Raw genomic sequence first — 23775 nt, 5'->3', positions numbered from 1 at the left:
ATGCGACACGGACAGCAGGACCGTACCGGCGTAGGCTTCCGCCCAGTACGGACGAAGCGGGGGGCTGCGGAGATGACGGCTGGGACGGAACCGGCGGGGCGATGGGGTTCGGCCCTCGACGCGGTCGTGGTGTACGCGCAGGGTGCGCTCTGCCGGCGGCTGGCCCGGGGCGGTGTGCCGTCGGACGGCCGGGTACGGGTGACGGGACTGCCGCGTTCGCTCGACCCGGGTTCGCTGCGGGCCCGGGTCCTCGGCGACTCGGGGGTACGTGTCACCGAGGCCCGGGTGGAGGTCGAGGCGGAGCCGCTCGACAGCGGCGCGCCGGACGCGCTGCGCGAGGAGGTGGCGCGACTGCAGGACGTCTACGAGGCGGCCGAGGGGCGCCGGAACCGCCAACTGCGTCTGATCGACGAGATCAAGGGCCTGCATCCGGTGCCGCCGGCCCGCAAGCGCGACGACCCGCACCGCCGCACCGCCGTCGACGCGTGGCTGGAACTCGCCGACTTCGTCGACGAGCGGCTGACCGGACTGCACGCGCGGCTCGTCGAGCTGGAGGAGGCGCTGCGCCTCGCCGAGCACGAACTCGAGGTCGCCGCCGACCGGCTCGACCGCGCCTCGACCGACGCTCCGGCGACGCACGTGGAGACGACGTACTGCGCCGTCCTCACCCTCGCCGGCGCCGACGGCGGTGCCGCCGAGGTCGAGCTGGAGCTGGAGTACGGCGTGCCGGGCGCCGTCTGGGTGCCCACCTACCGCCTCACCGCCCGTCAGAACGACGACGCCGGCCGCCTGGTGCTGCGCGCCTCGGTCGCCCAGCGCACCGGCGAGGACTGGACCGGCGTGCGCATCGCCCTGGCCACCGCCGACCTCCGGCGCCGCACGGACCTGCCGAGGCTCCGCTCGGTCCGCATCGGACGCCGCCAGGCGGCCCCGCAGCCGTCGGGCTGGCGCGAGCCACCGGCCGGGCTGGCCGACCTCTTCACCGGGTACGCCTCGGCCGGGCCCCGCCCCACCCCGCCCGGCCTGCGCGCGATCGGCGCGGTCGGCGGCGCGCCCGGAGCGGCCGCCGCGGCCGAGGACGCCGTGGCCGTCGCCGCGCCGCTGCCCCAGCCGCCCCCGCCGCCCGCCGCCGTCCCGGCGCCCGGAGGCGCGTACGGCGGTCCGCCCCAGGGCTTCGCCGGCCCGCCGCCCGGCGGCCCGCCGCCCACTCGGTCGGCGCGTGCGCGTACCGGCCGGCCGGGCTTCGGCGGACGCCCCTCCGCGCCCGGTGCCGCACCCGCACCCGCGGCACCCGCGGCACCCGGTGGCGTACCGGCCCCGGCTCCCGCACCGCCGCCCGTCGGTCCGCCGCAGCCGAGCGGCGCCGAGCTCGACTACGCCGCGCTCGTCCTGAGCGGCCCCGAGGAACACCGCAACCGGAAGGGCCGCTTGTTCCCGGGTGCTCCGTCCGACGCGGTGGCGGCCGAGTACCGGCGCCGCGCGGAGGCGGTGACCTCGGTACCGCTGCCCGGCCACGCGGTCCGGCCCCGCACCTCCGCCGGCTCCTTCGACCACCGTTACGACGCCGCCGCCCGCGCCGACGTGCCGTCGGACGGCACCTGGCACACCGTCACCGTCGGCGAGATCCCGGTGGGTCTGCGCACCGAGTACCTCTGCGTGCCGTCTGTGGAGCAGACCGTGTACGGGACGCTGGTGCTCTCCAACGCCACCGACCAGGCCCTGCTGGCCGGCCCGGTGGAGGTCACCGTCGACGGCGAGTTCCTGCTGACCGCCGCGCTGCCCACGCTCGCCCCCGGCCAGGAGCGCCGGGTGGGGCTCGGGGCGGCCGAGGGCATCCGGGTCACCCGCCGTACGCACCTGAACGAATCGACCGCCGGCCTGCGCAACAACGTCACCGTGCTCGACCACCGTGTCCACGTGGAGCTGGCCAACCGGCTCGGGCGGGCGGTCACCGTCGAGGTCCGCGAACGGGTCCCGGTCTCCTCGGAGTCGGACGTCCGGATCGAGGAACGGGCCGACTGGACCGCGCCCGAGCCCGACAGGGGTCCCGAGCACCACACCCCCGGCACCCGCGTCTGGCGGGTGGAGCTGCCCTCCGGCGGCACCACCGCCCTCGACGGCGCGTACGAGATCCGCATTCCGGCCGGCAAGGCCCTGGTCGGCGGCAACCGCAGGAGCTGACACACCATGTCCACGGCACCGAAGCCGATCGCCCTCCCCGTCACCGCCGTCACCTGCCTGGAGGACCGCGCCCACGTCGAGCGTTCCGTCGTGCTCGACCTGGAGCGCGGGGTCCAGCGGCTGCGTCTCGGCCCCGTCAGCGCGCTGGCCGTCGACCGTACGCTCCACGCCGAGCTGGCCGCCGAACACCCGGCGGCCGTCCTCGACGTACGGATCGTCCGGACGTGGACGCCGCGCGACCCGCGGCCGTCCGCCGAGGACGACTCGGCCGTGCGCCGGCGCGTGACCGCCCTCGAAGAGGAGCAACTGACGCTGGAGCAGCAGCGGGACAGACTGCGCGCCCGCCTCGACGCCCTCGGCCGGCTCGCCGCCGACCTGCTGCGGGACATCGGCGAGGGCACCGGCTCCGGGGAGTCGGAGCGCTCGCGCTGGTCCCGCGAACTGGACCGGGTGGACGGTGAGCGGGACCAGTACGGTGAGCGACTGCGCGCCGTCGAAGCCCGGTTGTCCCTCCTCGCCGTCGAACTCCGGGACGTCCAGAGGGCCATGGACCTCTCCGAGGAGGAACCGGCCGAGCTGGTCGGCCACGTGGAGCTCACGGTGGAGGCGGCGGCCGCCGGGCCGGCCACGCTGCGCCTGAGCCATCTCACCCCGTGCGCGCTGTGGCGGCCCGCCTACCGGGCCGTGCTCGACGGGGGGTCGCTGACGCTGGAGACCGACGCGATGGTCTGGCAGCGCACCGGCGAGGACTGGTCGGACGTACGGCTGACGCTGTCCACGGCCCGGTCGGCGCTGGCCGGCGACCCGCCGCGACTGGACGAGGACCGGCTGACGCTCAAGGACCGCACGGCAGAGGAGCGCCGCACGGTCGAGGTCGAGCTGCGCGAGGAGGAGATCGCGGACCTCGGCCCGACCGCGGTGCTCGGGCTGCCGGGTGTGGACGACGGCGGCGAGGCGCGCGTACTGAGCGTCCCGGCACCGGTCTCGGTGCCCGCGGACGGCCGCGCGCACCGGGTGCCGGTCTCCGCGTTCAGCACGGCCGCGGGCAGCGAGTACGCCTGCTCGCCCGAACTGTCCCCGCTGGTCACCCAGGTGGTGCGGTTCGACAACCGGTCCGGGCACGCGCTGCTCGCCGGGCCCGTGGACCTGGTCCGCGGCAGCGGCTTCGCCGGCCGCGGCACGCTGGACTTCACCACCCCCGGCGCCCCCGTCGAGCTCGCCTTCGGCAGCTGCGACGACCACCGGGTGATCCGGCGCGCCGAGGAGTCCCGCGACACCACCGGCCTCACCCAGCGCACCGTGGTCACCCGCACGGTCCACCTGAACCTGTCCCGCTTCTCCGCCCCCGGGGAACGGGGCGAGCGAATGATCGCCGTCCAGGAGCGCATCCCGGTCTCCGAGGTCTCGGCGGTGGAGGTCCGCCTACGCAAGGAAGCCTGCTCCCCCGCGCCGGACTCCCTCGACACCGAGGGGATCGCCCGCTGGAACGTCCCCCTCGCACCGGGCGGCCGCCGCACGATCACCCTGGTCTACGAACTCTCGGCGAGCTCCAAGGTCGCGGGGCTCTAGCGGCGGCGGCTCACGGCCGGGCGGCGAGGGCCTCGACCTCGAAGAGCACGTCGGGCGCGGCCAGGGCGGCGACGCCGATGAGGGTCTGGGTGGGCGGTGCGGAACCCCAGCGCTCGTGGACGGCGCCGGCGATCGGGCCGAGCTTGGTGACGTCGTGGTTCACGACGTACGTCCTGAGCTGGACGACGTGGCTCAGGTCGAGCCCGTGGGCGGCGAGGGCGACGCCGATGTTGTCGAACGTCCGCTTCACCTGCTCGGCGAAGTCGGCCGAGACGACCGCGCCGTCCGGGCCCGATCCGTACTGACCCGCGATCAGGACCAGTTCCGTGCCCGCGGGCACGGCGGCGGTGTGGCTGTAGCCGAACGGGACCGGGTCGTGCAGAGCGTCCGGGTTGACCAGGGTGTGCGTGTGCGTCATGCGGGTCACCTCTCGTGTGCGATGGATCTGTGTGCTGTGCCGTGCTGAAGCCTCGCAACGATTCACGACACGGTGTGTCATGTATTCGGTTAGCGTTCTTCGATGCGCGCGGATCGGCTGGTCTCCCTGGTACTGCTGCTGCGGCAGCACGGCCGGCTCTCCGCGGCCACGCTGGCCCGCGAGCTGGAGGTGTCCACCCGCACCGTGCTGCGCGACATCGACGCGCTGTCGGCGGCCGGTGTCCCGGTCTACGCGGAGCGCGGCCGGCACGGCGGTTTCGCGCTGCTGCCCGGGTTCCGGACCGAACTCACCGGGCTGAACCACGACGAGGCACTGGCTCTGTTGGTCGCCGGATCGCGGCGCGGCGCGCAGGCGTTCGGGCTCGGCTCGGCGCTCGCCTCGGCGATGCTCAAGGTGGTCGACGCGCTGCCCGACAGCTATCGGGACACCGCGGCCGGCGCGGCTCAGCGCCTGCTCATCGAGCCGGAGACCGACCTCCTCTCGCGTCGCCTGGTCACCGAGGAGGTACCCGACACGATCATGGCCGCGGTCCTGCGCGCGGTGTTCGCCGGACGCAAGCTGCGTCTCCACTACACGGCGGTGGGCCGGACCCCGGAGTGGCGCACGGTGGACCCGATCGGCCTGGTCACCGTGCGCGACCAGGGCTACCTGCTGGCCACGAGGAACGGCGCGGACCGCACGTACCGGCTGTCCCGCGTCCTGGCAGCCGAGGAACTCGACGAACCGGCCGAGCGACCGGACCGCGTCGACCTGGACCGGACCTGGCAGGAACGCGGCAGACGGTTCCGGACCGGCGGCGACCAGGTCACCGTGCGGGTGCGGGTGGACCCGGCGCGGCGGGACGAGCTGGTCGGCACCGCCCTGGCCGTGCTCACCGAGGAGACCGACGCGGACGGCCGGCTGCGGATGGAGGTCACCTTCCAGGACCCGAGGCACGCCGAATGGGCCCTGTGGCAACTGGGCGCGGCCGCGGAGGCCCTGTCCCCGCAGTGGTTGCGGGACTCCCTGCACGCCCGGGCCACCGCGCTCGCCGCGTGCTATGCGCCGGAGGCGCTCATATGACGACCGATCACCCAAGGGCTGATCGAAATTCGATCAATCGACAAGATTGCATTGACTCGATCACCAGGCGCACCTAGCTTCTGGCGGCACAAGACCTCCAGAAGGGTGATGCGTCATGTCCATCGGAGCACCCCCGGGTCACCGGGCGATCGGCCGCGGGCTCGTCGGCGCCGCCCTTGTCCTCACCGCCACCGTCGCGCTGACCGACCTGCCCGCCTCGGCCGCGGCGAGCACCACCTACGTGGACTGCTCACGCCCGGCCGCCGGCGACGGCAGCCAGGCCTCGCCGTTCAACACCATCGGCCAGGCGAACGGGAAGACGTACTCCCCCGGTGACACGCTCGCGTTGGCCTCGGGCACCACGTGCACCGGCTCACTCGCCCCCAAGGGCAGCGGCACCGCCGCCGCCCCCATCACCCTCACCAACTACGGCATCGGCGCCCTGCCCGTGATCGACGGGGCCGGCGCCCCGAGTGCCGTCTCCCTGACCAATCAGGACCATTGGCGGATCAGCAACCTCAAGCTCACCAACCCGGCGTCCTCGCTCGCCCGGCGCACGGGTCTGCGGATCTCGGCCACGGACGGCACGGCGCACCGCGGCTTCGACATCGGCGGCCTCGTCATCGACCGTGTGGCGGGCCAGACGAACAAGAACAGCCCGACCACCGAGGACTTCGTCCAGTCCGCGGGCATCGTCACCGGCGCGAGCGGCACGAACTCGACCCTCAACGACATCCGCGTCCACGACAACCAGATCAGCAACACAGGTGGCGGCGGCATCAAGGTCCGCGTCGGCGCCATGGCGGTCAAGGGCTCCGGGGTCCTCATCGAGCACAACGTCGTCAAGGACGTCGGCGGCGACGGCATCATCGTCAGCTACGCCGACGCGCCCCTGATCCAGTACAACAACGCGTCCGGCGTGGGCAACGGCGTCTACCCGTTCTCCGGTGGCAACTTCGCCGGCATATGGGTACTGGGCGACCACAACCCGACCATCCAGAAGAACGCCGTGTACGGCATCACGCGGATGTCCGTGGCCGACAGCCAGGCCTTCGACTGCGACTGGGGCAACACCGGCACCTGCACGATCCAGTACAACTTCAGCCGCGACAACATCGGCGGCTTCTTCCTCGACTGCGACGGGTGCGGCACCATCGGCGGCGCCCAGCAGATCATCCGGTACAACATCTCGGAGAACGACTGCCGCATGAGCAGTGTCAGCGCAGGCCGGTCCGCACTGCGCATGTACAACAACGTCATCTACTGCACGGACCGGAAGTTCAGCATCACGCTCCCCGAGGAGAGCGTCGTCGAGAACAACATCTGGGTGGGGACCAGCGACTCCCGACTGCCCACGGGCCCCGGGATCCAGTGGTGGTGGAACGTCTTCCAGGGCGTCCCGCGGCCGACCGCCAACGGCATCGTGGGCGACCCGCAGTTCGTGAACCCCGGCACCGGCGGCGAAACGATCCACTCCGTCGACGGGTACAAGCTGCGGTCCACGTCCCCCGGCCTGAACAACGGATCCGTGATCAGCGGCAACGGAGGCCGCGACTACTGGGGGAACCCGGTGTCCGCGACGACCAAGCCGCACCGCGGCGCGTACAACGGGCCGGGTCTGTAAGCGTCACCGTCACGCCGCCTCCCACCCCGGGATCGTCGGCAGCACCTTCTCGGCGACGCGGAGCAGCACCGCGTCGTCCGGCACCCCGCCGTTCGCCCGCCACAGGCTCAGCTCGAAGGAGTCACCGCCGTCCTTCGGGTCCCGGGCCACGGTGAGCGTGCGGACGGGGACGCCGGGACCGCTCGTGGCATCGCTGCCGTCGAGACGGAAGCTGATGCTCAAGGTGTAGTCCGAGGAGAGCACCGCCGGGTGGCCGAGGACGGTCCGCTCCTGTGCGTCCTTCCCCAGGAACGCGACGGACTCGGTCACCGGGAGGCCGTCGTAGCCGGCCGAGAGGGTCACGGTGTACGTCTCGAAGTCGACCCGCCCGGAAGGACGGCCGATGGAGCCGTCGCGGCCGCCGGCACTCTTGGGGGTCTCCGAGGGTGTGCCCAGGAGTTGGGCGAGGTCGGGTCGCTTCAGCAGATCGCACAGTTGCGCCTCGGAGACCCGCGGAGGGTCCGTCCGGGCCGGCTTCCCCTCCGGGCACGCGGCAGCGGGGGTCGGTACGCTCGTCGGCGTTCCGGTCTCCCCCAGGGCCCAGAGCCCGACACAGAGCGCGGGCACCAGGATCAGCGCGGCGACGACCTGCCCCACACACCCGCCGCTCCCTTCGGAAGCGCGTCGCTGCCGTCAGCCATGTCCCCCACCTGCGGTGATCCTCCGATACGTCTCGGGACCCTAACCCGTGATCACCGGCCGGTCGAGTGCGGACCGAGCCCTCGAACCCACGCGGGACGCGTGCGACCATGCATCCCGACATCCGACCACCGGGGAAGCGTGACCGACTTGACCGTCCTGGACGCCGAAACCATCCGCACCGAGCGGCTGACGCTGTTGCCGCTCCGTGTCGAGCAAGCCGAGGAGATGGCCTCCGTCCTCGCCGACCCGGACCTGCACACGTTCATCGGCGGCGAGCCGGCCACCGCGCGGGCGCTGCGCAGCCGCTACGAACGACTGGTCGCCGGCTCGCCCGACCCCGGCGTCACCTGGTGCAACTGGGTCGTCCGGTTCCGTGCGACGGGCGATCTCGCCGGCACGGTCCAGGCCACCGTCACGACCGACGACCGCGGGAGCGCGGCGGAGGTCGCCTGGGTGGTGGGAACCGCCTGGCAGCACCGTGGCGTAGCAACGGAGGCGGCGAGAGGACTGGTCGCCTGGCTCGCGACCCGGAACGTGCACACGATCACCGCCCACATCCACCCGGACCACAAGGCGTCCGCCACCGTGGCGACCAGGGCCGGCCTCGCTCCGACCGACCACTGGCACGACGGAGAGATCAGGTGGCAGCTGACGCCGTCCTGATGGCGCCTCGCCGAGGCTGCTCGACGTCCGGTCCAGGTTCGGGATCCGGGCCCGGTGATGTCACGGATCGCCCAGCGCTCGACCGCTCTCCCCGGTCAGCGGGCGCAGTGCGCCGAGCAGCGAGCCGACGCACATCTCCCGCAACTCCTCGCGGGTGAAGACGGGTTGCTGCAGCCACTCCACGCACAGCACGCGGACGAAGACGAGCCAGCTCATCACGACGGCGCCGACCGCCTCCCTAGGGGCGTCCCCGAGCGTGCCGCCGTCGAGAAGGCGCTCGCACATCACCTCCAGCTCGTCGGCCATCATCGCCTGGATCGTGGCGTCGCCCGCGAGGACCCGGTTGGCGGCCAGCACGGCGTGACGGTTGGCCGTGAAGTAGTCGAAGTGCGCGTCGAGCCCGTCCCGCAGCTGCTGTTCGAGACCGGCCGCCGGATCGAGCCGGACGGTGTCGATGAGCCGGTCGGTCGCCTGCCGATAGACGGCCGTGAAGAGGTCCCGCTTGTTGGGGAAGTAGCGGTACAGGAGCGCGCGGGACACCCCGGCGCGCGCCGCCACGTGATCCATGCGGACCTCGTCGTACGGCTGCTCTGCGAACAACTGCGCCCCGATGCTGAGAAGTTGGCGGCGCCGGTCTTCGGGGGCGAGTCTCTGGCGTGGGCTCGGTGTCACCTCGACAGCTTACTTGACACATGTCTACCAGTGCACTTGGCTGGCGCTTACTGGACACGTGTCCACCAAGGCGCGTGCCATCCACGCCGAAGGGGCGGTGCATCGTGACGAAGGCCGGTTGGCTCAAGGGGCTGGCTCTGCTGATGGGTTACTCATGTGTGGCCATCGGCCTCTTCCACGTCCTGCTCGGCATCGCGTCGGTGCCTGGCGAGGAGTCGGCGGGCGCCACCGTCGACAGTCGGGAGCGGTTCTACAACGCGATCTTCCTCGGCTTCGGGCTGGCCTGGATCTGGGTCGCCCGGCAGTCACCGATCCCCGCAAGGCTGGTGCGCGGGCTCACCGCCGTGTTCCTGCTCGGCGGCGTGGGCCGACTCCTCTCGATGGCGGTGCACGGCATGCCGCACTGGTGGCAGGTCCCGCTGACGGTGCTCGAGATCGGCCTGCCGGCGGTGTACTTCTGGCTCGCGTCGGCCGACGAACGGGCGGCGGCGATCCGCACGGCGGCATCCGAGGCCGGGTGAGAAACGGCGGAGCTCGGCCCCATGGTGGCTGCGCGCACTCCGGCACCCGGAACTATGGTGTCCCACCACATACGCCGGTGACCTGCGTGTTTCTACGGTGTGGCGACACGCAAACGTCCCCGTCACACGCCAGGAAGTGGTGCCGATGTCCTCCCCCGCGACCGCTCCCCCAACTCCCGCCAGCCTCAAGCGCATTGTCGCCGCGAGTCTCATCGGCACGACGATCGAGTGGTACGACTTCTTCTTGTACGGATCGGCCGCCGCGCTGGTCTTCAACAAGCTGTTCTTCCCCGAGTCCGACCCCCTGGTCGGCACGCTGCTGTCGTTCCTGACGTACGCGGTCGGGTTCGCGGCCCGGCCGCTCGGTGCCCTGGTGTTCGGGCACTACGGCGACCGGCTGGGACGGAAGAAGCTGCTGGTGCTCAGCCTGCTGATGATGGGCGGCGCCACGTTCGCGATCGGACTGCTGCCGACCCACGCGGCGATCGGCAGCGCCGCGCCGGTGCTGCTCACCGCGCTGCGTCTGGTGCAGGGCTTCGCCCTCGGCGGCGAGTGGGGCGGGGCCGTACTGCTGGTGTCCGAGCACGGGGACGCCGAGCGGCGCGGATTCTGGGCCTCCTGGCCGCAGACGGGCGCGCCGGCCGGGCAGTTGCTCGCCACCGGTGTGCTGTCCGCGCTGACCGCGCTGCTCTCGGACGCCGCGTTCCTCTCGTGGGGCTGGCGCGTGCCGTTCCTGCTCTCCGGCGTCCTGGTCATGGTCGGTCTGTGGATTCGTCTCTCTGTCGACGAATCGCCGGTCTTCAAGGCCGCGCTCGCCGCCTCGGAGCAGCGCAAGGCCGCCGCCGGGCAGGTCGAGAAGATGCCGCTGGTCGCCGTGCTGCGGAACCACTGGAAGGACGTGCTCATCGCGATGGGCGCGCGCATGGCCGAGAACATCAGCTACTACGTGATCACCGCGTTCATCCTGGTCTACGCGGTCTCCGAGGCCGGCATGTCCAAGCAGAGCGCCCTCAACGCGGTGCTCATCGCCTCCGCCGTCCACTTCGCCGTCATCCCGGCCTGGGGCGCGCTCTCGGACCGGATCGGCCGCCGGCCGGTGTATCTGATCGGCGCGGCGGGCGTCGGCCTCTGGATGTTCCCGTTCTTCTCCCTGATCGACTCCAAGAGCTTCGGCAGCCTGCTGCTGGCCGTCACCGTCGGTCTGATCCTGCACGGGGCGATGTACGCGCCGCAGGCGGCGTTCTTCTCGGAGATGTTCTCCACCCGGGTGCGGTACTCGGGCGCCAGCATCGGCGCGCAGTTCTCCTCCGTCGCCGCCGGGGCTCCGGCGCCGCTCATCGCGACCGCGCTGCTCGCCGACTACGGCACCTCGACGCCGATCGCGCTGTACGTGATCGCCGCCGCGCTGCTCACGATCCTGGCGATCGGCTGCGCCAAGGAGACCCGCCACCGCGACCTGGCCTCCCTGGAGGACGGTGCCGCCGGCGCCGCCGGCAGCGTCCCCGCCGCCGCGCGGGCCGAGCACGCCTGACGACACGCGACCGCCCGAAGGGCGCCGGGCCGACGGCCCGGCGCCCTTCCGCGTGCGGCGCGCGAGGCGCAGCCGTCAGCGCGCCACCGCGGACGACATCGCGTGCAGCCGCAGCGCCAGCTGGATCTCCAGGGCTCGGGCCGGGGACTGCCAGTCCGGGCCGAGCAGGCGGCCGATCCGCTCGATGCGCTGCGCCACGGTGTTCACATGGACGTGCAGGTCGTCCTTGGTTCGGGCCGGACTCATCCCGCTGGCGAAGTACGCCTCCATCGTGCGCAGCAGGTCCGTCCCCCGCTTCTCGTCGTACGCGACGACCTCGCCGATCGTGCGCGCGACGAAGCCCTCGATGTCCCGGGAGTCGGCGAGCAGCAGGCCCAGGAAGCCGAGGTCCTCGGCCGCCGCGCCGTCCCCCGACCGGTTGAGCAGTCTCAGCGCGTCCAGGCAGCGGCGGGCCTCCTCGTACGCGGTGGCCACGTCGCCCGGCCGGGCCGCGGGGGCGTCGACGGGCGCGGAGGCGCCCACGGTGACGGGCTCGCGCAGCGCGCCGCCGAGGTGCCGGGCGGTCTGCCGGGCGAGCTCGGCAGCGGTGTCCCCGGGGCCGAGCGGCAGCAGCAGGACCGTGCCGCCGTCGCGCGCCGACGCGAGGCCGTGCCGGGTGGCGGCGAGATGCGAGGCGGCCGACCACAGCCGCTGGCGGTCGGCGCTCTCGCGCACGCCGCCGGCCGGTTCGGCACCCGCCCCGCCCTCGCCGCCCGCTCCGGCGCGGTCGATCCGCGCGGCGAGCACCACATGGGGCGAGTCCACGTCGGTACGGAGCCGGGCTGCCCGCTCCCTCAGGAGTCTGCGGTCGCGGTCCGGGGCGTCGAGCAGGTCGTCCAGCAGCTCGCCGCGGACCCGCTGTTCGGCCTCGCCGGCCGAGCGGCGGGCGAGCAGCAGCAGGGAGGTCACGAGGGCGGCCCGCTCCAGGGTGCGCTGGTCCACCGGGTCCAGCTCCGGCTGCCCGCGCAGCACCAGCGCGCCGAACACCTCGCCGCCCGCCGACACCGCGGCGATCCACTTGTCGCCGTCCCGCACGGCGTGCCCGCCGGCGAGGTGCGCCGGGCCGGGCGGCTCCTCGGTGAACTCGACCGTGCCGCCGAGGGCCTCGGAGACCGCGTCGGCCACGTCGTGCACCCCGCCGCCGTGCAGCACCAGTTCGGTGAGCCGGTCGTGGACCTCCGAGGCCCGCTCGATGACGGCGCTGTGCTCGCGGATGATGTCGTTGGCCCGCTCCAGTTCGGCGAGGGCCGAGCGGGTCTCGGCGAGCAGGTTGGCGGTGTCGATGGCGACGGCGGCGTGCGCGGCGAAGGAGCCGAGCAGGGCGACCTGGCCGTGTTCGAAGACCCTGGCCCGCCGGTCCGCTGCGAACAGGACGCCGATGACCTGGCTGCCGAGGGTGAGGGGCACGCCGAGGATCGCGACGAGGCCCTCGTCCCGTACCGCGGTGTCGATGGTGCGGGTGTGCCGGAAGCGGTCGTCGTCGAAGTAGTCGTCGGTGACGTAGGGGCGGGCGGTCTGGGCGACGAGTCCGCCGAGCCCCTCGCCCATGCCGAGCCGCACCTGCTGGAAGCGGGCCGAGACGGAGCCCTCGGTGACCCGCATGTACGTGTCCCCGGCCACCGGGTCGTTGAGGCTGAGGTAGGCGACCTCGGTGCCGAGGAGCGAGCGGGCGCGCTGCACGATGGCGCGCAGCACGGCGTCGAGGTCGCGCAGCCCCGCGAGGTCGTGGGCGGTCTCGAAGAGCGCGGACAGCTCGGCCTCGCGGCGGCGCCGGCCCTCCAGCTCGGCCCGGACGCGGAGCGCCAGCTGCTTGGCCTCTTCGAGCTCGGCCAGCGCCTCGGGGCCCGCGCCGCTCGCACGGGCGAGCAGCACGGGCCTGTCGTACGCCTCCGTCGCGGCTCCGCGGGCGAGGAGCTCCAGGTAGGAGGCCTGTTCGTGGGACATGGACACAGGGATACCTGCCGTACGGGTGGTCGCACCAGCCCTGTGGAGAACGCGGAAGGCCGTCAGTGGGCCGTCCAGCCGCCGTCCATGGTGAGCGAGGCGCCGGTGATGAAGGACGACGGGGGCGAGCACAGGTAGAGCACGGCCTCGGCGACGTCCTCGGGCTCGATGAGGCGCTTGAGCGCCGAGTCCTTGAGCAGGACGTCGGTGACGACCCGCTCGGGCGGGATGCCGTGGGCGGCGGCCTGGTCCGCGATCTGCCGCTCCACGAGCGGAGTGCGGACATAGCCGGGGTTCACACAGTTCGAGGTGACGCCATGGGACGCGCCCTCCAGAGCGGCGGTCTTCGAGAGCCCTTCGAGCCCATGTTTCGCGGCCACATAGGCGGACTTGTAGGCAGAGGCGCGCAGCCCATGCACCGAGGAGATGTTGACGATCCGGCCCCAGCCCTGCCCGTACATGTGCGGCAGCGCGCCCCTGATCAGGCGGAACGGCGCTTCGAGCATCACGGTGAGCACGGTGTGGAAGACGTCGGGCGGAAACTCCTCGATGGGGCGCACCAGTTGCAGCCCCGCGTTGTTGACGAGGATGTCCGTGCCGGCGGCGGCCCGCTCGGCCGCGTCGAGGTCGGTGAGGTCGAGGAGCTGCGGCGCGACGGTGCCGGGCAGTCCCGTGGCCTGTTCGGCCAGCGCCTCGAGCCCGTCGGCCGTCCGGTCCACTGCTCTGACCCGGGCCCCGGCGGCCGCGAGCCGCAGCGCGCAGGCGCGGCCGATGCCGCCGGCCGCACCCGTGACGAGGGCGGTGCGACCGGCGAGGTCGACGGTGACGGAACCGGGCAGGGCCATGGTGGTGACGGCCGGTGCAATGGGGGCGCTCATGTTCGGCACCCTATGAAGCGCCCCACCCCTCACCGATGTGGTCCGAACCCACAGTTCACTGAGGGGGCATGGGGTCGAACCACGTCGGTTCGTCGGCGAGCGCCTGCTCGATCCGGAAGTGCGAGAAGCGCTTCATCTGCGGCAGCGCGTCCACCTCGAACCAGCCGACGTCCGTCGACTCCTCGTCGTTGACCCGCGCCTCGCCGCCGACGGCCCGGCAGCGGAAGGTGACGTCCATGAACTGGCACTGGTCGCCGTTGGGGTAGACGACCGGCTTCCGCAGGGTCTGCACGAGCACCACCCGCTCCGGCTCGCAGCGCACGGCGGTCTCCTCGTACACCTCGCGGACCGCGCAGGCGGCGGGCTGCTCGCCCGGTTCGACGATGCCACCGACGATCGCCCACAGCCCGTTGTCCGCCCGGCGGCCGAGCAGCACCCGGCCCCGGTCGTCGAAGACGACGGCGCTCACGCCGGGCAGGAACAGCAGCTGATGACCGGCGGTGGCACGCAGGTCGCGAATGAAATCGGGAGTACCCATACCCCCGACCCTAGATCCTTGTGGATCTTCGGGTCGGAGGATCGTCCACCGTCAGGCCGCGCGGCCCGCGCGCGCCCTGCGGGCCCGTACCGCGGCCCAGCCCAGGCCGCCGGCCGCGAGGCCGACGAGCAGCAGCTCCGGCAGGATCCCCATCCGGGTGGCCGGGGTCTGCGAGGAGCGCAGCGGCACGTCCTCCACCAGCGCGTCCGGGGTGAACATCGCCGACTTCCGGACGACCTGCCCGTCCGGCGCGATGATCGCGCTGACGCCGCTGGTCACCGGCACGACCACGGAGCGGCTGTGCTCGACCGCCCGCACCCGGGACATCGCGAGCTGCTGGTAGGTCATCTCGCTGTGCCCGAAGGTGGCGTTGTTGCTGGGTACGGCGATGAGCTGGGCGCCGTGCGTGACCGTGTCGCGGACCGCCCAGTCGAAGGCGGCCTCGTAGCAGGTGGCGAGTCCCACGCGGGTGCCGGCCAGGTCGAAGACGCCGATCTTGTTGCCCGGCCCGAAGTCACGGCTGACCCGGTCGACGTTGCTGTTGAAGATCCGTACGACGGACCGCATCGGGATGTACTCGCCGAAGGGCTGCACATGACGCTTGTCGTACGTGGCGACCGGGCCCTTCTTCGGGTCCCACTCGATGAGGGTGTTGCGCAGCTTGCCCGTCTCGGGCGCGAGCACCGCGCCGATCACGGTGGGTGCGCCGATCTTCTCCACGGCCCGGTCGATGACGCCGTACGCGTCGGGGTTGGCGTACGGGTCGATGTCGGAGGAGTTCTCCGGCCAGAGCACGAAGTCCGGCTGCTTGACCTTGTGCCGCGCCACGTCCTCGGCGAGCTGGGCGGTGCGGTTCGCGTGGTTGTCGAGCACCTGGCGGCGCTGGGCGTTGAAGTCCAGACCGAGGCGCGGCACGTTGCCCTGGATGGCGGCGACGGTGGCGGTGCCGTCCTCGGCGCTCGCGTCGACGAGCGGGAGGGCCGCGGCGGCTCCGGCGAACGGGACGAGCACGGCGGCCACGGCGGCGGCGAGCGGACCGCGCGGCAGACTGCCGGTGCGGCGGTGGGCGACGGCCCGGCGGAGCACCTCGTACAGGCCGAAGCCGCACAGGGCCACGGCGAAGCCCAGGACGGGCGTGCCGCCGACGGCGGCCAGCGGCAGGAACAGGCCGTCGGCCTGCCCGAAGGCGATCTTGCCCCAGGGGAAGCCGCCGAACGGGACCCTGGCCCGGGCCGCCTCCCCCGCGATCCAGACCGCCGCGGCCCACAGGGGCCAGCCCGGGAGCTTGGACACCGCCGCGATACCGAGGCACGCGGCGGCCACGAAGACGGCCTCGGCCGCGACCAGGGCGATCCACGGGCCGGGGCCGACGACCGCGCCGGTCCAGATCAGCAGGGGCGCGAGGAACCCGAGGCCGGCGAGGTAGCCGAGGCCGAAGCCGGCCCGCGGCCGACGACCGCGCAGGGTCCAGCCGAGCAGCGCGAAGGCCGGCAGCGCCAGCCACCACAGGGGTCGGGGCGGGAAGCTCAGGTAGAGCAGGACCCCGGACAGCACCGCGGCCGCGGGCCGTGCGAGGCGCCGCGGCAGCCGACGGCCCCGGGCGGGGGGTGTGGCGGGCTCGGACGCGTCGACGGGAGTCATCGTGGTGCTCACCCTGCGGAGTCTACGGTGGGCGGCGGGACGCGGCGGAGGTCGGCCCGGCCTGCTGAGCGCGGGGATACCGCCGCGTTGTCGTGGCGCTGCCGCAGCCGTCCTCGTGCCGGTACCGCAGCCCTCACCTCCCGGCGCGGCGACCTGTTTCCGGAGATGGCGCAACGTTCCTGCACAAACTCTCCCCACATCCCCTCCACTGCCGTTACGGTGACGGCGGCTCCGGCGCGCGGCCCGATCGGCATGCGCGCGGGGCCTGTCACAGTCGGGGGGTCGACGGGGATGACTGCGCGAGTGGCCGAACGGCCCACCGTGCGCGAACGCGGGCGCGCCACCGATGTCGCCGGGGTCCTGGTGCTGGGCTCCTGCGTGCTGTGGGCGCTGGTCTGCGCCTCCGGTCGCGACGCCCGCCCCGAGGGGGTCGTCCTCGCGGTGCTCGCGGTCGGCGCGGGGTACGCCGTGGGCCGGATCGTCGGCACGCTGCTGCCGGTCGCCGCGGCGGCAGCGGCGGCGCTGGGCCTGCTGGGTCTGGTGCTGTTCCCCGGGGACGGGGTGCCGGGCGCGGTGGACGCCGCCGTGCCGATGGGACGTACCGGAGCGTCGGCGGCACTGCTCGCACTGGCCGCCGGGGCGGCCTGCTGCGCCGCGGCGGCGGCCGGACCGGGGCCGCTGCGCACGGCGCTGCGGGCGCTGGCCGTGGCCGCCGTGGGTGCCGCGGCCGTCCTGGGCTCGGCCGTGGGCCTGATCGCCTCGCTCGGCGTGCTGCTCTGCTCGCTGGCCGCCGTACGGATGCGCCGCCGGGTCCTCGGGCTCGCGGGCCTCGCGCTCGCGGCGGGACTGGTGGTCGGCGGGTCGTGGGCGGTCGCGACGGACGCGCTGCCGCAGGGGCCTGCGGACTCCGCGGAGGGGCTGCTGACCGGCCACCGCGTGCTGCTGTGGCGGGACGCGGTCGCGATGGTCCGGCAGGACCCGCTCCTCGGCGTCGGCCCCGACCGCTTCGGGGAGCTCAGCCCGACAGCCCAGCAGACCCTGTACGCGGACGGCAAGCCGCACTCCGCCGCGCTCCAGCAGGCCGCGGAGCAGGGAGTGCCGGGGGTCGTGCTGCTCGGCGCCGCGTACGGCTGGCTGCTGTGGGGCCTCGCGTCCTCGCCGCGCCCGACCTCGGTCGTCCTCACCGCCGGCGCGACGCTCGCCGCGCTCGCGGTCGTGGCCTCGGTCGGCAATGCGCTGAGCTTCACCCCGGTCACCGTCGCGGCCGGCCTCCTGGCCGGGCTGGCCACGGCCCGCGAACCGGCGGCTACGTCCACGGGGCCTGATGACGCGGAGCCGTAGGACCCACGGACCTGAACGGGGGCGCCTACACGCCCGCCGTGGGGGTGGAGCGCCGCAGGTGGCCGCGGATGACCCGCACGGCCACCTCCGCGTCGTCGACCGTGACGGTGAAGCTGCGGCCGTCGCCGAGGGTGAGGACCAGGCCCTCGCCGCGGCGGACCACGACCGCCGTGCCCTTCTCGGGACGCCAGCGGTAACCCCAGCCGCCCCACTGACGCGGGTCGACCTGCGGGGCGAAATCCGCCCCGACGACGTGCGAGAGCGGGATGCGGCGCCGGGGCACGCCCATGTGACCGCAGCGGACCTCCATCGCGCGGGCGTCGACCTTCACCGCGACGTGCACGAACGCGAGGGTGCCGAACATCATCAGCAGTCCGGCCAGCACACAGCCGATCACGGCCATCAGCAGCGGGGCGATCCCCGAGGTCCACGGATTGTCGACCGCCAGCTCGATGCCGAGCGCCATGAAGGCCGCGCCCAGGGCCGCCAGCACCCACTGCACGCGGTTGGTCGCCCGACCGGTCCAGATCTCGGGCACGGGTCCTTCGCCGCGCCGTTCGTCTCGGGGGTGGTCCCTCATGAGAAGCAGCCTACTCACGTTCCGCTCACCCGGCGCTTCGCACAGCCACCACAGCGGGCAGATGGACCTACGGCCTCAGCGGGCGGAGGCGACCGCCCCGAGCAGCCTGCCCTCCGGGTAGGCCAGGGCGGCCTCCGGCAGGTCGGAGACGCGTCCGCTCTGCAGCACGGTCAGACCACCGGTGAAGGCGCGTTCGGGCGCCGGCTCCGCGCCGACGCGGCGCAGCGCCTGTGCGGCTACTGCCCCGGCGGAGCCGTGCAAAACGAGGGGCGGCAGGCCTGCGGGCGTCCGCCCGGCGGGCCGCACCGCGGCTCGGATGAGGTCGGCGACCAGCTCGTAGTGGGTGCAGCCGAGGACGACCGCGCGGACGTCGTCCGGGGTGAGCGCCGCGGCCGCGGCAACGGCCCGTCCGACGGCCGCCGCGTCCGCCGTCTCGACGGCGTCGGCGAGGCCGGGGCAGGGCACCTCGGTGACCTCGACGCCGGCCGCGAACTCGCTGATGAGTCCGCGCTGGTACGGGCTGCCGGTGGTCGCGGGGGTCGCCCAGATCGCGACGGGGCCGCCGCTCGCCGCGGCGGGCTTGATCGCGGGGACGGTGCCGATCACCGGGATACGGGGCTCCAGCGCGGCGCGCACGGTGGGCAGCGCGTGCACGGAGGCGGTGTTGCAGGCGACGATCAGCGCGTCCGGCTCGTGGGCGGCGGCCGCGCGGGCCACCGCGAGCGCGCGCTCGGCGATGTCGTCGGGGGTACGCGGGCCCCAGGGCATGCCGTCGGGGTCGCAGGAGAGCACCAGGTCGGCGTCCGGCCGCAGCCGGCGCACCGCGGCCGCCGCGGCGAGCAGGCCCGTTCCGGAGTCCATGAGGGCGATCTTCACCCGGTCACCCTAACCGACCACCCTTGCACTCCCGGCAATCTGGGGCAGACTGCGGCGAATGAGCCCAGTTGCGTGGATCGCCGTGGTTTCGCTGGCCGCCTGGGGGTGGCTGCTGCTGTGTCAGGGGTTCTTCTGGCGGACCGACCAGCGGCTCCCCGCGCAGGTCGAGCCGGCCGAATGGCCGCGCGTGGCCGTCGTCGTACCGGCGCGTGACGAGGCCGAGGTGCTGCCGGTGAGCCTGCCGTCGCTGCTGACTCAGGACTACCCGGGGCCGGCGGAGATCGTGCTGGTCGACGACGGGAGCACGGACGGCACCGGCAAGCTGGCGCGCGAACTGGCGGACGGTTTCGGCGGTCTGCCGCTGACGGTGATCTCGCCCGGCGAACCGGAACCGGGATGGACGGGCAAGCTGTGGGCGCTGAAGCACGGCATCGCGCGGGCCAGGGCGACGGCGCGGGAGGAGCCCGCGTACCTGTTGCTCACCGACGCGGACATCGCGCACGAGCCGGACAGCCTGCGCCGCCTGGTCGCGGCGGCCGGGGCGAACGGGCTCGACCTGGTGTCGCAGATGGCCCGGCTCCGGGTGGCGAGCGCCTGGGAGCGGCTGATCGTTCCGGCCTTCGTCTATCTCTTCGCCCAGCTCTACCCGTTCCGCCGGATCAACGACCCGCGCGCCCGGGCCGCGGCAGCGGCCGGCGGCTGCGTGCTGCTGCGCACCGAGGCCGCGGTGCGGGCGCGGGTGCCGGACTCGATCCGGCAGGCGGTCATCGACGACGTGTCCCTGGCGCGGGCGGTCAAGCGGTCCGGCGGACGGATCTGGCTCGGGCTCGCGGAGCGGGTGGACAGCGTCCGACCGTATCCGCGCCTCGCCGACCTGTGGCGGATGGTGTCGCGCAGCGCGTACGCCCAGCTGCGGCACAGCCTCCTGCTGCTGATCGGGACGGTCGCGGGGCTCGCGGTCGTCTACCTCGCTCCCCCGGTGACGCTGGCGGTCGGGCTGTGCACCGGCGACGGGGCGGCGGCGTGGACCGGCGCGGCGGCCTGGGTGGTGATGGTGGGGACGTACCTGCCGATGCTCCGCTACTACCGGCAGTCCCTGTGGCTCGCGCCGCTGCTGCCGTTCACGGCCTTCCTCTATCTCCTCATGACGGTCGACTCGGCGGTGCAGCACTACCGCGGGCGCGGCGCGGCCTGGAAGGGGCGTACGTACGCCCGTCCCGAGGCCGCGCCGGACCGCTGACACGCGAAGCGGCGGAGCGCCCGGCAGGCGAACCGATTCACTTGCGGCCCGGAGTCCAGTTCATCCCCCAGCCGTACGCGTGGTCGACGGTGCGCTGCGGGCTGACGCCGCGCGCGGGCACCAGGTAGCGGGCCTCGCGCTGGACGACGAGGTCGCCGCCGTTGTTGGTGAGCAGGGCCAGCGCGCAGACGGTGGAGGGGACGGTGCACTCGTCGAGCGAGAAGTCGATGGGCGCGCCGTGCTGCGGCTGGAGGGTGACCGTGGCGTGCAGGTCGGCGAAGCTGCGCGCGCCCTCGTAGATGGTGACGAAGACGAGGACCCGGCGGAGCTTGTCGCGGTGGTCGAGGTTGATGGTGAGGTTCTCGCCGGACGTGGACGCGCCGGTCCGGTCGTCGCCGTCGAGGTGGATGTACGGGGGGTGGTGCAGCGCGCCGAAGGCGTTGCCGAGCGCCTGGACGACGCCCTTGCGTCCGTCCGTGAGCTCGTACAGGGCGCACAGGTCGAGGTCGAGGTCGGAGTGCTGGGCTACGGCCCGGCCGAGCTTGGCGCCCCAGCCGGAGAACTGGCGGCGCACCTCCCAGTTGAGGTTCACCCGCATCGCGCCCGAGGTGCCGCCCTGCTTGGCGAGGGAGACGACCGGCGCGTCCTTCGTCAGGGTGACTTTCGAGAGGCGCACGGGCTGCGGCGGGGTGGGCGCCGCCGGCGCCGGCCGCGGGGGCGGGGTGTGGGTGAAGGAGGCCGTCGGCATGGACGGCATGGTGGGCTGGGCGGCCATGGACGAGGCGGCGCCGGCAGCGGGCCGCACCGGGGCCGGGGCGGGTGCCGCGGGGCGCTGCGGCTCGTCGACCGCGATGCCGAAGTCCGTGGCGAGGCCCGCGAGGCCCGAGTCGTAACCCTGCCCGACGGCCCGGAACTTCCAGGCGCCCTGGCGCCGGTACAGCTCGCCGAGGATGAAGGCGGTCTCGACCGTGGCGTCGGTGCTGTCGTAACGGGCGAGCTCGGAGCCGGACCCGGCGTCGACCACGCGTACGTACAGTCCCGGCACCCGCCCGAAGGTGCCGCCGTCGGACGAGGCCGCGAGCACGATCCGCTCGATGGCGGGCTCGACGCGGTCCAGGTCGACGGTCAGGGTGTCGGTGACGGCGCCGCCGACGGGCCGCTTCCCGTCGTGCCGGACCGAGCCCGAGGCGTGCGCCGGCTGGTTGTAGAAGACGAAGTCCGCGTCGGAGCGCACCTTGCCCGACACGAGGAGTAGTGCCGAGGCGTCGACGTCCGGGACGCCGGCGGCTGAACGCCAGCCCAATTCGACGCGGACACTCCGCGCCGGCACCGGAACATTGGCACCTTTAAGCATGGACATGATCGCCCCCATCGCGAGTCCGTGTGCACGGAGATTTCGTACGCCAACTTATTCCGAAGGAGCCTTCTCGCGGGGCGGAAGTGGTCGTGAAGACCTGTCGAAGTGCACTCCGGGACCCGCCGGTAACCCCCCTCCAGCTCGGCCTTTACACGATCATTGCCCTGCTTGTCGCCCGTTTTTGTCACGTTCGCTCGCATTGGGGAATCAGTGGTCGCTCGGAACGCGTCAAACAACCCTCTTATCGGGCTCCCCAACCAGCACATCGTGGGCTTAACTTATGTGCCATGACCTCCCCCCGCGCCACCTATGGCGGCGGTTACCACTCCGCCACGTCGTTCCCCGACACCCCGATCTACGACTCCCTGGTCGCGGAGCGGGGCACGCCTCAGATCGCGCCGATCCGAGTGAACCCCGCGTACGACACCGGCAGCAGCTACCTGCCGGCGCTCCCCGCGGCCCTTCCCGCCCTCCCGGCGGCCCCCAGCCCGGCGCCCCCGGCCTACAACAGCGGCGCGTACGGCTACCCGCAGCAGATGCAGCCGGTCGCCCCCGCCCCGCTGCAGCACGCTCCGGCGCCGTACATCCCGCAGCAGCCCGTCGGCCCGCGCGGCTACCCGGGCCCACAGCAGCCGCAGCCGCAGCGGCCGATGGCGACCGGCTACGAGGCCATGCGCCCGGCGGCCCCGCGGCCCGTCCCGGCGCCCGCGCCGTACGACGACCCGTACAACCGCCCGTACCAGGGCGGCGGGTACTGACCGACTCCGGGTACGGAGCGACTGGCAAGATGGTCGGCATGCCGAATCCTGTGCTGCGCTCCGTCCACATCCACCCGGTCAAGGCGATGCGCGGGTTCGCGCCCGCCGAGGCGGAGGTCCAGCCATGGGGACTGGCCGGTGACCGCCGCTGGACCGTGGTGGACGCGTCGGGCAAGGTCGTGACCCAACGCCGTCATCCGCGGATGGCGTTGGCGTCGGCGGAACTCCTGGCGGGCGGGGACATACGCGTGTCCGCGCCCGGCCGGGAGCCGCTGACGGTGGAGGTACCGGAACCGTCGGCCACGATCCGGGTGGAGGTCTTCGAGACCCCGGTCGAGGCGGTCCCGGCGGGCGGCGCGGCGGACGCCTGGTTCAGCGCCTACCTGGACGCCGAGGTCCGGCTGGTGCACATGGACGACCCGGCCCGGCGGCGTCCGGTCGATCCCGCGTACGCGCTGCCGGGCGAGACGGTCTCCTTCGCCGACGGATACCCGCTCCTGGTGACCACGTCCGCGTCCCTGGACGCCCTCAACTCGCTGATCGCGCAGGGCGACCACTCGGACGAGGGCCCGCTCCCGATGAACCGTTTCCGCCCCAACCTCGTCGTCGACGGCACCGCTCCGTGGGCCGAGGACGGCTGGACGCGGCTGGCGATCGGCGAGGTCACCTTCCGCGTGGCCAGGACCTGCGGCCGCTGCGTGGTGACGACGACCGATCAGCTCACCGGCGAGCGGGGCAAGGAGCCGCTGCGCACCCTGGCGCGGCACCGCAACCAGGACAACCGGCTGATCTTCGGTCAGAACCTGGTGCCCGAGCACACCGGCATGGTACGGACCGGCGACGAGGTCAAGATCCTCGACTGAGGATCGCGCCCGCCGACGGGCGGGGAACCCGCCACCGGGACACACTCGTTGCAGGAGCAGTGAGCCGAGGGGGGTGTGGATCGTGCGGGCAGCCACCGGGCTCTGGCGCTGGCGGCACAACCCCCTGCGCCGGACCACGGACCTGGTCGAGGCCTGGGTCGCGTGCGTCGCCGTCCTGCTGCTCGTACTGGCCGCGCCCGCGCTGGGACTGTGGGCCGGCGTGCGGGCCGACGGCTCGCTCCAGCGGGCCGCGCGCACCCAGCAGCTGGAGCGGCACCCGACGACGGCGCGCGTGGTGCGCGAGGCCGACGCCCCCGCCCGGGCCGTGACGAACCCCGACGCGTCCGGCCAACACTCCGTGCGCACCACCGTGGTGGCGCGCTGGACGGCCCCCGACGGCGGCCCCCGGACCGGCGAGGTGTCCACCCTGCGAAGATCGCCCCGGGCCGGGGACACCTTCCCGATCTGGACGGACGGCGGCGGCCGGCCCGTCACGGCCCCGATGCCGCCCGACGCGGCACGGATGCACGCGGTGTTCGCGGGACTCGGCGCGGCCTCCTTCGCCGCCGTCCTGGTCGAGTTCGTCCGGCGGACGGTCGTACGCGGACTGGTACGCCGGCGGTACGCGGTTCTGGACCGCGACTGGGCCCGGAGCGGTCCCGACTGGGGCCGTGCCGGCACGGGAAGCTGAGCCGCGCGGCCACCGGGGCGGACCCGTCAACCCGGCCGCGCCGCGCGCGCTACGGTGGGGCATCGGATCAGCGAGGACGCATGAGG

Annotated in this window: 22 protein-coding genes; 12 read left to right on the top strand and 10 right to left on the bottom strand. The window is 73.5% G+C overall.

The window, feature by feature from the left end:
* Positions 1-72: 72 nt before the first annotated feature.
* Both R2D22_RS33165 and R2D22_RS33160 read left to right on the top strand, forming a co-directional pair.
* Positions 73-2181 (top strand): DUF4139 domain-containing protein, encoded by a 2109-nt coding sequence (locus R2D22_RS33165; protein WP_318108810.1) that lies wholly within the window; start codon positions 73-75, stop codon positions 2179-2181.
* A 6-nt stretch (positions 2182-2187) separates the two neighbouring features.
* Positions 2188-3750, top strand: coding sequence for a mucoidy inhibitor MuiA family protein (locus R2D22_RS33160; RefSeq protein WP_318108808.1), 1563 nt, complete (start codon positions 2188-2190; stop codon positions 3748-3750).
* A 10-nt stretch (positions 3751-3760) separates the two neighbouring features.
* Here R2D22_RS33160 and R2D22_RS33155 read toward each other — a convergent pair whose 3' ends face one another.
* Positions 3761-4168: a RidA family protein gene (locus R2D22_RS33155; RefSeq protein WP_318108807.1), complete on the bottom strand. Its 408-nt coding sequence runs from the start codon at positions 4166-4168 to the stop codon at positions 3761-3763.
* Positions 4169-4270: 102 nt separating this feature from the next.
* On the opposite strand from R2D22_RS33155, the gene R2D22_RS33150 reads away from it, so the two are divergent.
* Positions 4271-5251 (top strand): helix-turn-helix transcriptional regulator, encoded by a 981-nt coding sequence (locus R2D22_RS33150; protein ID WP_318108806.1) that lies wholly within the window; start codon positions 4271-4273, stop codon positions 5249-5251.
* Positions 5252-5366: 115 nt separating this feature from the next.
* Complete coding sequence (locus R2D22_RS33145; RefSeq protein ID WP_318108804.1) at positions 5367-6875, top strand: right-handed parallel beta-helix repeat-containing protein; 1509 nt, start codon at positions 5367-5369, stop codon at positions 6873-6875.
* A 9-nt stretch (positions 6876-6884) separates the two neighbouring features.
* Here the strand turns inward: R2D22_RS33145 and R2D22_RS33140 are convergent, their stop codons facing one another.
* A complete protein-coding gene (locus R2D22_RS33140) occupies positions 6885-7511 on the bottom strand; it encodes a DUF6215 domain-containing protein (RefSeq protein ID WP_318108802.1) in 627 nt (208 codons plus the stop codon).
* A 192-nt stretch (positions 7512-7703) separates the two neighbouring features.
* Here R2D22_RS33140 and R2D22_RS33135 point away from each other — a divergent pair, with 192 nt between their 5' ends.
* Positions 7704-8219, top strand: coding sequence for a GNAT family N-acetyltransferase (locus R2D22_RS33135; protein WP_318110130.1), 516 nt, complete (start codon positions 7704-7706; stop codon positions 8217-8219).
* 60 nt (positions 8220-8279) lie between these two features.
* Here R2D22_RS33135 and R2D22_RS33130 read toward each other — a convergent pair whose 3' ends face one another.
* Positions 8280-8891 (bottom strand): TetR/AcrR family transcriptional regulator, encoded by a 612-nt coding sequence (locus R2D22_RS33130; protein WP_318108800.1) that lies wholly within the window; start codon positions 8889-8891, stop codon positions 8280-8282.
* A gap of 104 nt (positions 8892-8995) precedes the next feature.
* Between R2D22_RS33130 and R2D22_RS33125 the strand changes: the two genes are divergently transcribed.
* Positions 8996-9412 carry a DUF4345 domain-containing protein gene (locus tag R2D22_RS33125; RefSeq protein WP_318108798.1) on the top strand — a complete coding sequence of 139 codons (417 nt, stop codon included), beginning with the start codon at positions 8996-8998 and terminating at the stop codon, positions 9410-9412.
* Positions 9413-9557: 145 nt separating this feature from the next.
* Positions 9558-10943 (top strand): MFS transporter, encoded by a 1386-nt coding sequence (locus R2D22_RS33120; protein ID WP_318108797.1) that lies wholly within the window; start codon positions 9558-9560, stop codon positions 10941-10943.
* Between the two features lie 75 nt (positions 10944-11018).
* Here the strand turns inward: R2D22_RS33120 and R2D22_RS33115 are convergent, their stop codons facing one another.
* The 4 genes from R2D22_RS33115 to lnt all read right to left on the bottom strand — a co-directional run bounded on the left by R2D22_RS33115 (position 11019) and on the right by lnt (position 15995).
* Positions 11019-12926, bottom strand: coding sequence for a helix-turn-helix domain-containing protein (locus R2D22_RS33115; RefSeq protein WP_318108795.1), 1908 nt, complete (start codon positions 12924-12926; stop codon positions 11019-11021).
* A 62-nt stretch (positions 12927-12988) separates the two neighbouring features.
* Positions 12989-13804, bottom strand: a complete 816-nt coding sequence (locus tag R2D22_RS33110; RefSeq protein WP_318108793.1) for a 3-hydroxybutyrate dehydrogenase — start codon at positions 13802-13804, stop codon at positions 12989-12991.
* 55 nt (positions 13805-13859) lie between these two features.
* A complete protein-coding gene (locus R2D22_RS33105) occupies positions 13860-14342 on the bottom strand; it encodes an NUDIX hydrolase (protein ID WP_318108791.1) in 483 nt (160 codons plus the stop codon).
* 51 nt (positions 14343-14393) lie between these two features.
* A complete protein-coding gene (lnt, locus tag R2D22_RS33100; protein WP_318108789.1) occupies positions 14394-15995 on the bottom strand; it encodes an apolipoprotein N-acyltransferase in 1602 nt (533 codons plus the stop codon).
* A gap of 279 nt (positions 15996-16274) precedes the next feature.
* Here lnt and R2D22_RS33095 point away from each other — a divergent pair, with 279 nt between their 5' ends.
* Positions 16275-17324, top strand: coding sequence for an O-antigen ligase family protein (locus R2D22_RS33095; RefSeq protein ID WP_318108787.1), 1050 nt, complete (start codon positions 16275-16277; stop codon positions 17322-17324).
* Positions 17325-17349: 25 nt separating this feature from the next.
* Here R2D22_RS33095 and R2D22_RS33090 read toward each other — a convergent pair whose 3' ends face one another.
* Positions 17350-17904, bottom strand: a complete 555-nt coding sequence (locus tag R2D22_RS33090; protein WP_318108785.1) for a hypothetical protein — start codon at positions 17902-17904, stop codon at positions 17350-17352.
* Positions 17905-17979: 75 nt separating this feature from the next.
* Complete coding sequence (locus tag R2D22_RS33085) at positions 17980-18780, bottom strand: glutamate racemase (RefSeq protein ID WP_318108784.1); 801 nt, start codon at positions 18778-18780, stop codon at positions 17980-17982.
* A gap of 58 nt (positions 18781-18838) precedes the next feature.
* On the opposite strand from R2D22_RS33085, the gene R2D22_RS33080 reads away from it, so the two are divergent.
* On the top strand, positions 18839-20020 hold the full coding sequence (locus tag R2D22_RS33080) for a glycosyltransferase (protein ID WP_318108782.1): 1182 nt from the start codon (positions 18839-18841) through the stop codon (positions 20018-20020).
* 37 nt (positions 20021-20057) lie between these two features.
* Here R2D22_RS33080 and R2D22_RS33075 read toward each other — a convergent pair whose 3' ends face one another.
* A complete protein-coding gene (locus tag R2D22_RS33075) occupies positions 20058-21392 on the bottom strand; it encodes a TerD family protein (RefSeq protein WP_318108780.1) in 1335 nt (444 codons plus the stop codon).
* 272 nt (positions 21393-21664) lie between these two features.
* Here R2D22_RS33075 and R2D22_RS33070 point away from each other — a divergent pair, with 272 nt between their 5' ends.
* From R2D22_RS33070 to R2D22_RS33060, 3 genes are all read left to right on the top strand, one after another.
* Positions 21665-22135: a DUF6643 family protein gene (locus R2D22_RS33070; RefSeq protein ID WP_318108778.1), complete on the top strand. Its 471-nt coding sequence runs from the start codon at positions 21665-21667 to the stop codon at positions 22133-22135.
* 38 nt (positions 22136-22173) lie between these two features.
* Positions 22174-22998 (top strand): MOSC domain-containing protein, encoded by an 825-nt coding sequence (locus tag R2D22_RS33065; RefSeq protein ID WP_318108777.1) that lies wholly within the window; start codon positions 22174-22176, stop codon positions 22996-22998.
* A gap of 82 nt (positions 22999-23080) precedes the next feature.
* Entirely contained in the window at positions 23081-23689 is a 609-nt protein-coding gene (locus R2D22_RS33060) for an Rv1733c family protein (protein ID WP_318108775.1), read from the top strand.
* The last annotated feature ends 86 nt before the right edge of the window (positions 23690-23775 follow it).

It is taken from the genome of Streptomyces sp. HUAS YS2, from assembly GCF_033343995.1.
Taxonomy (GTDB): Bacteria; Actinomycetota; Actinomycetes; order Streptomycetales; family Streptomycetaceae; genus Streptomyces; species Streptomyces solicathayae.
The sequence above is the reverse complement of the archived record's forward strand: the minus strand, read 5'-3'. Positions and strand labels throughout refer to the sequence as shown.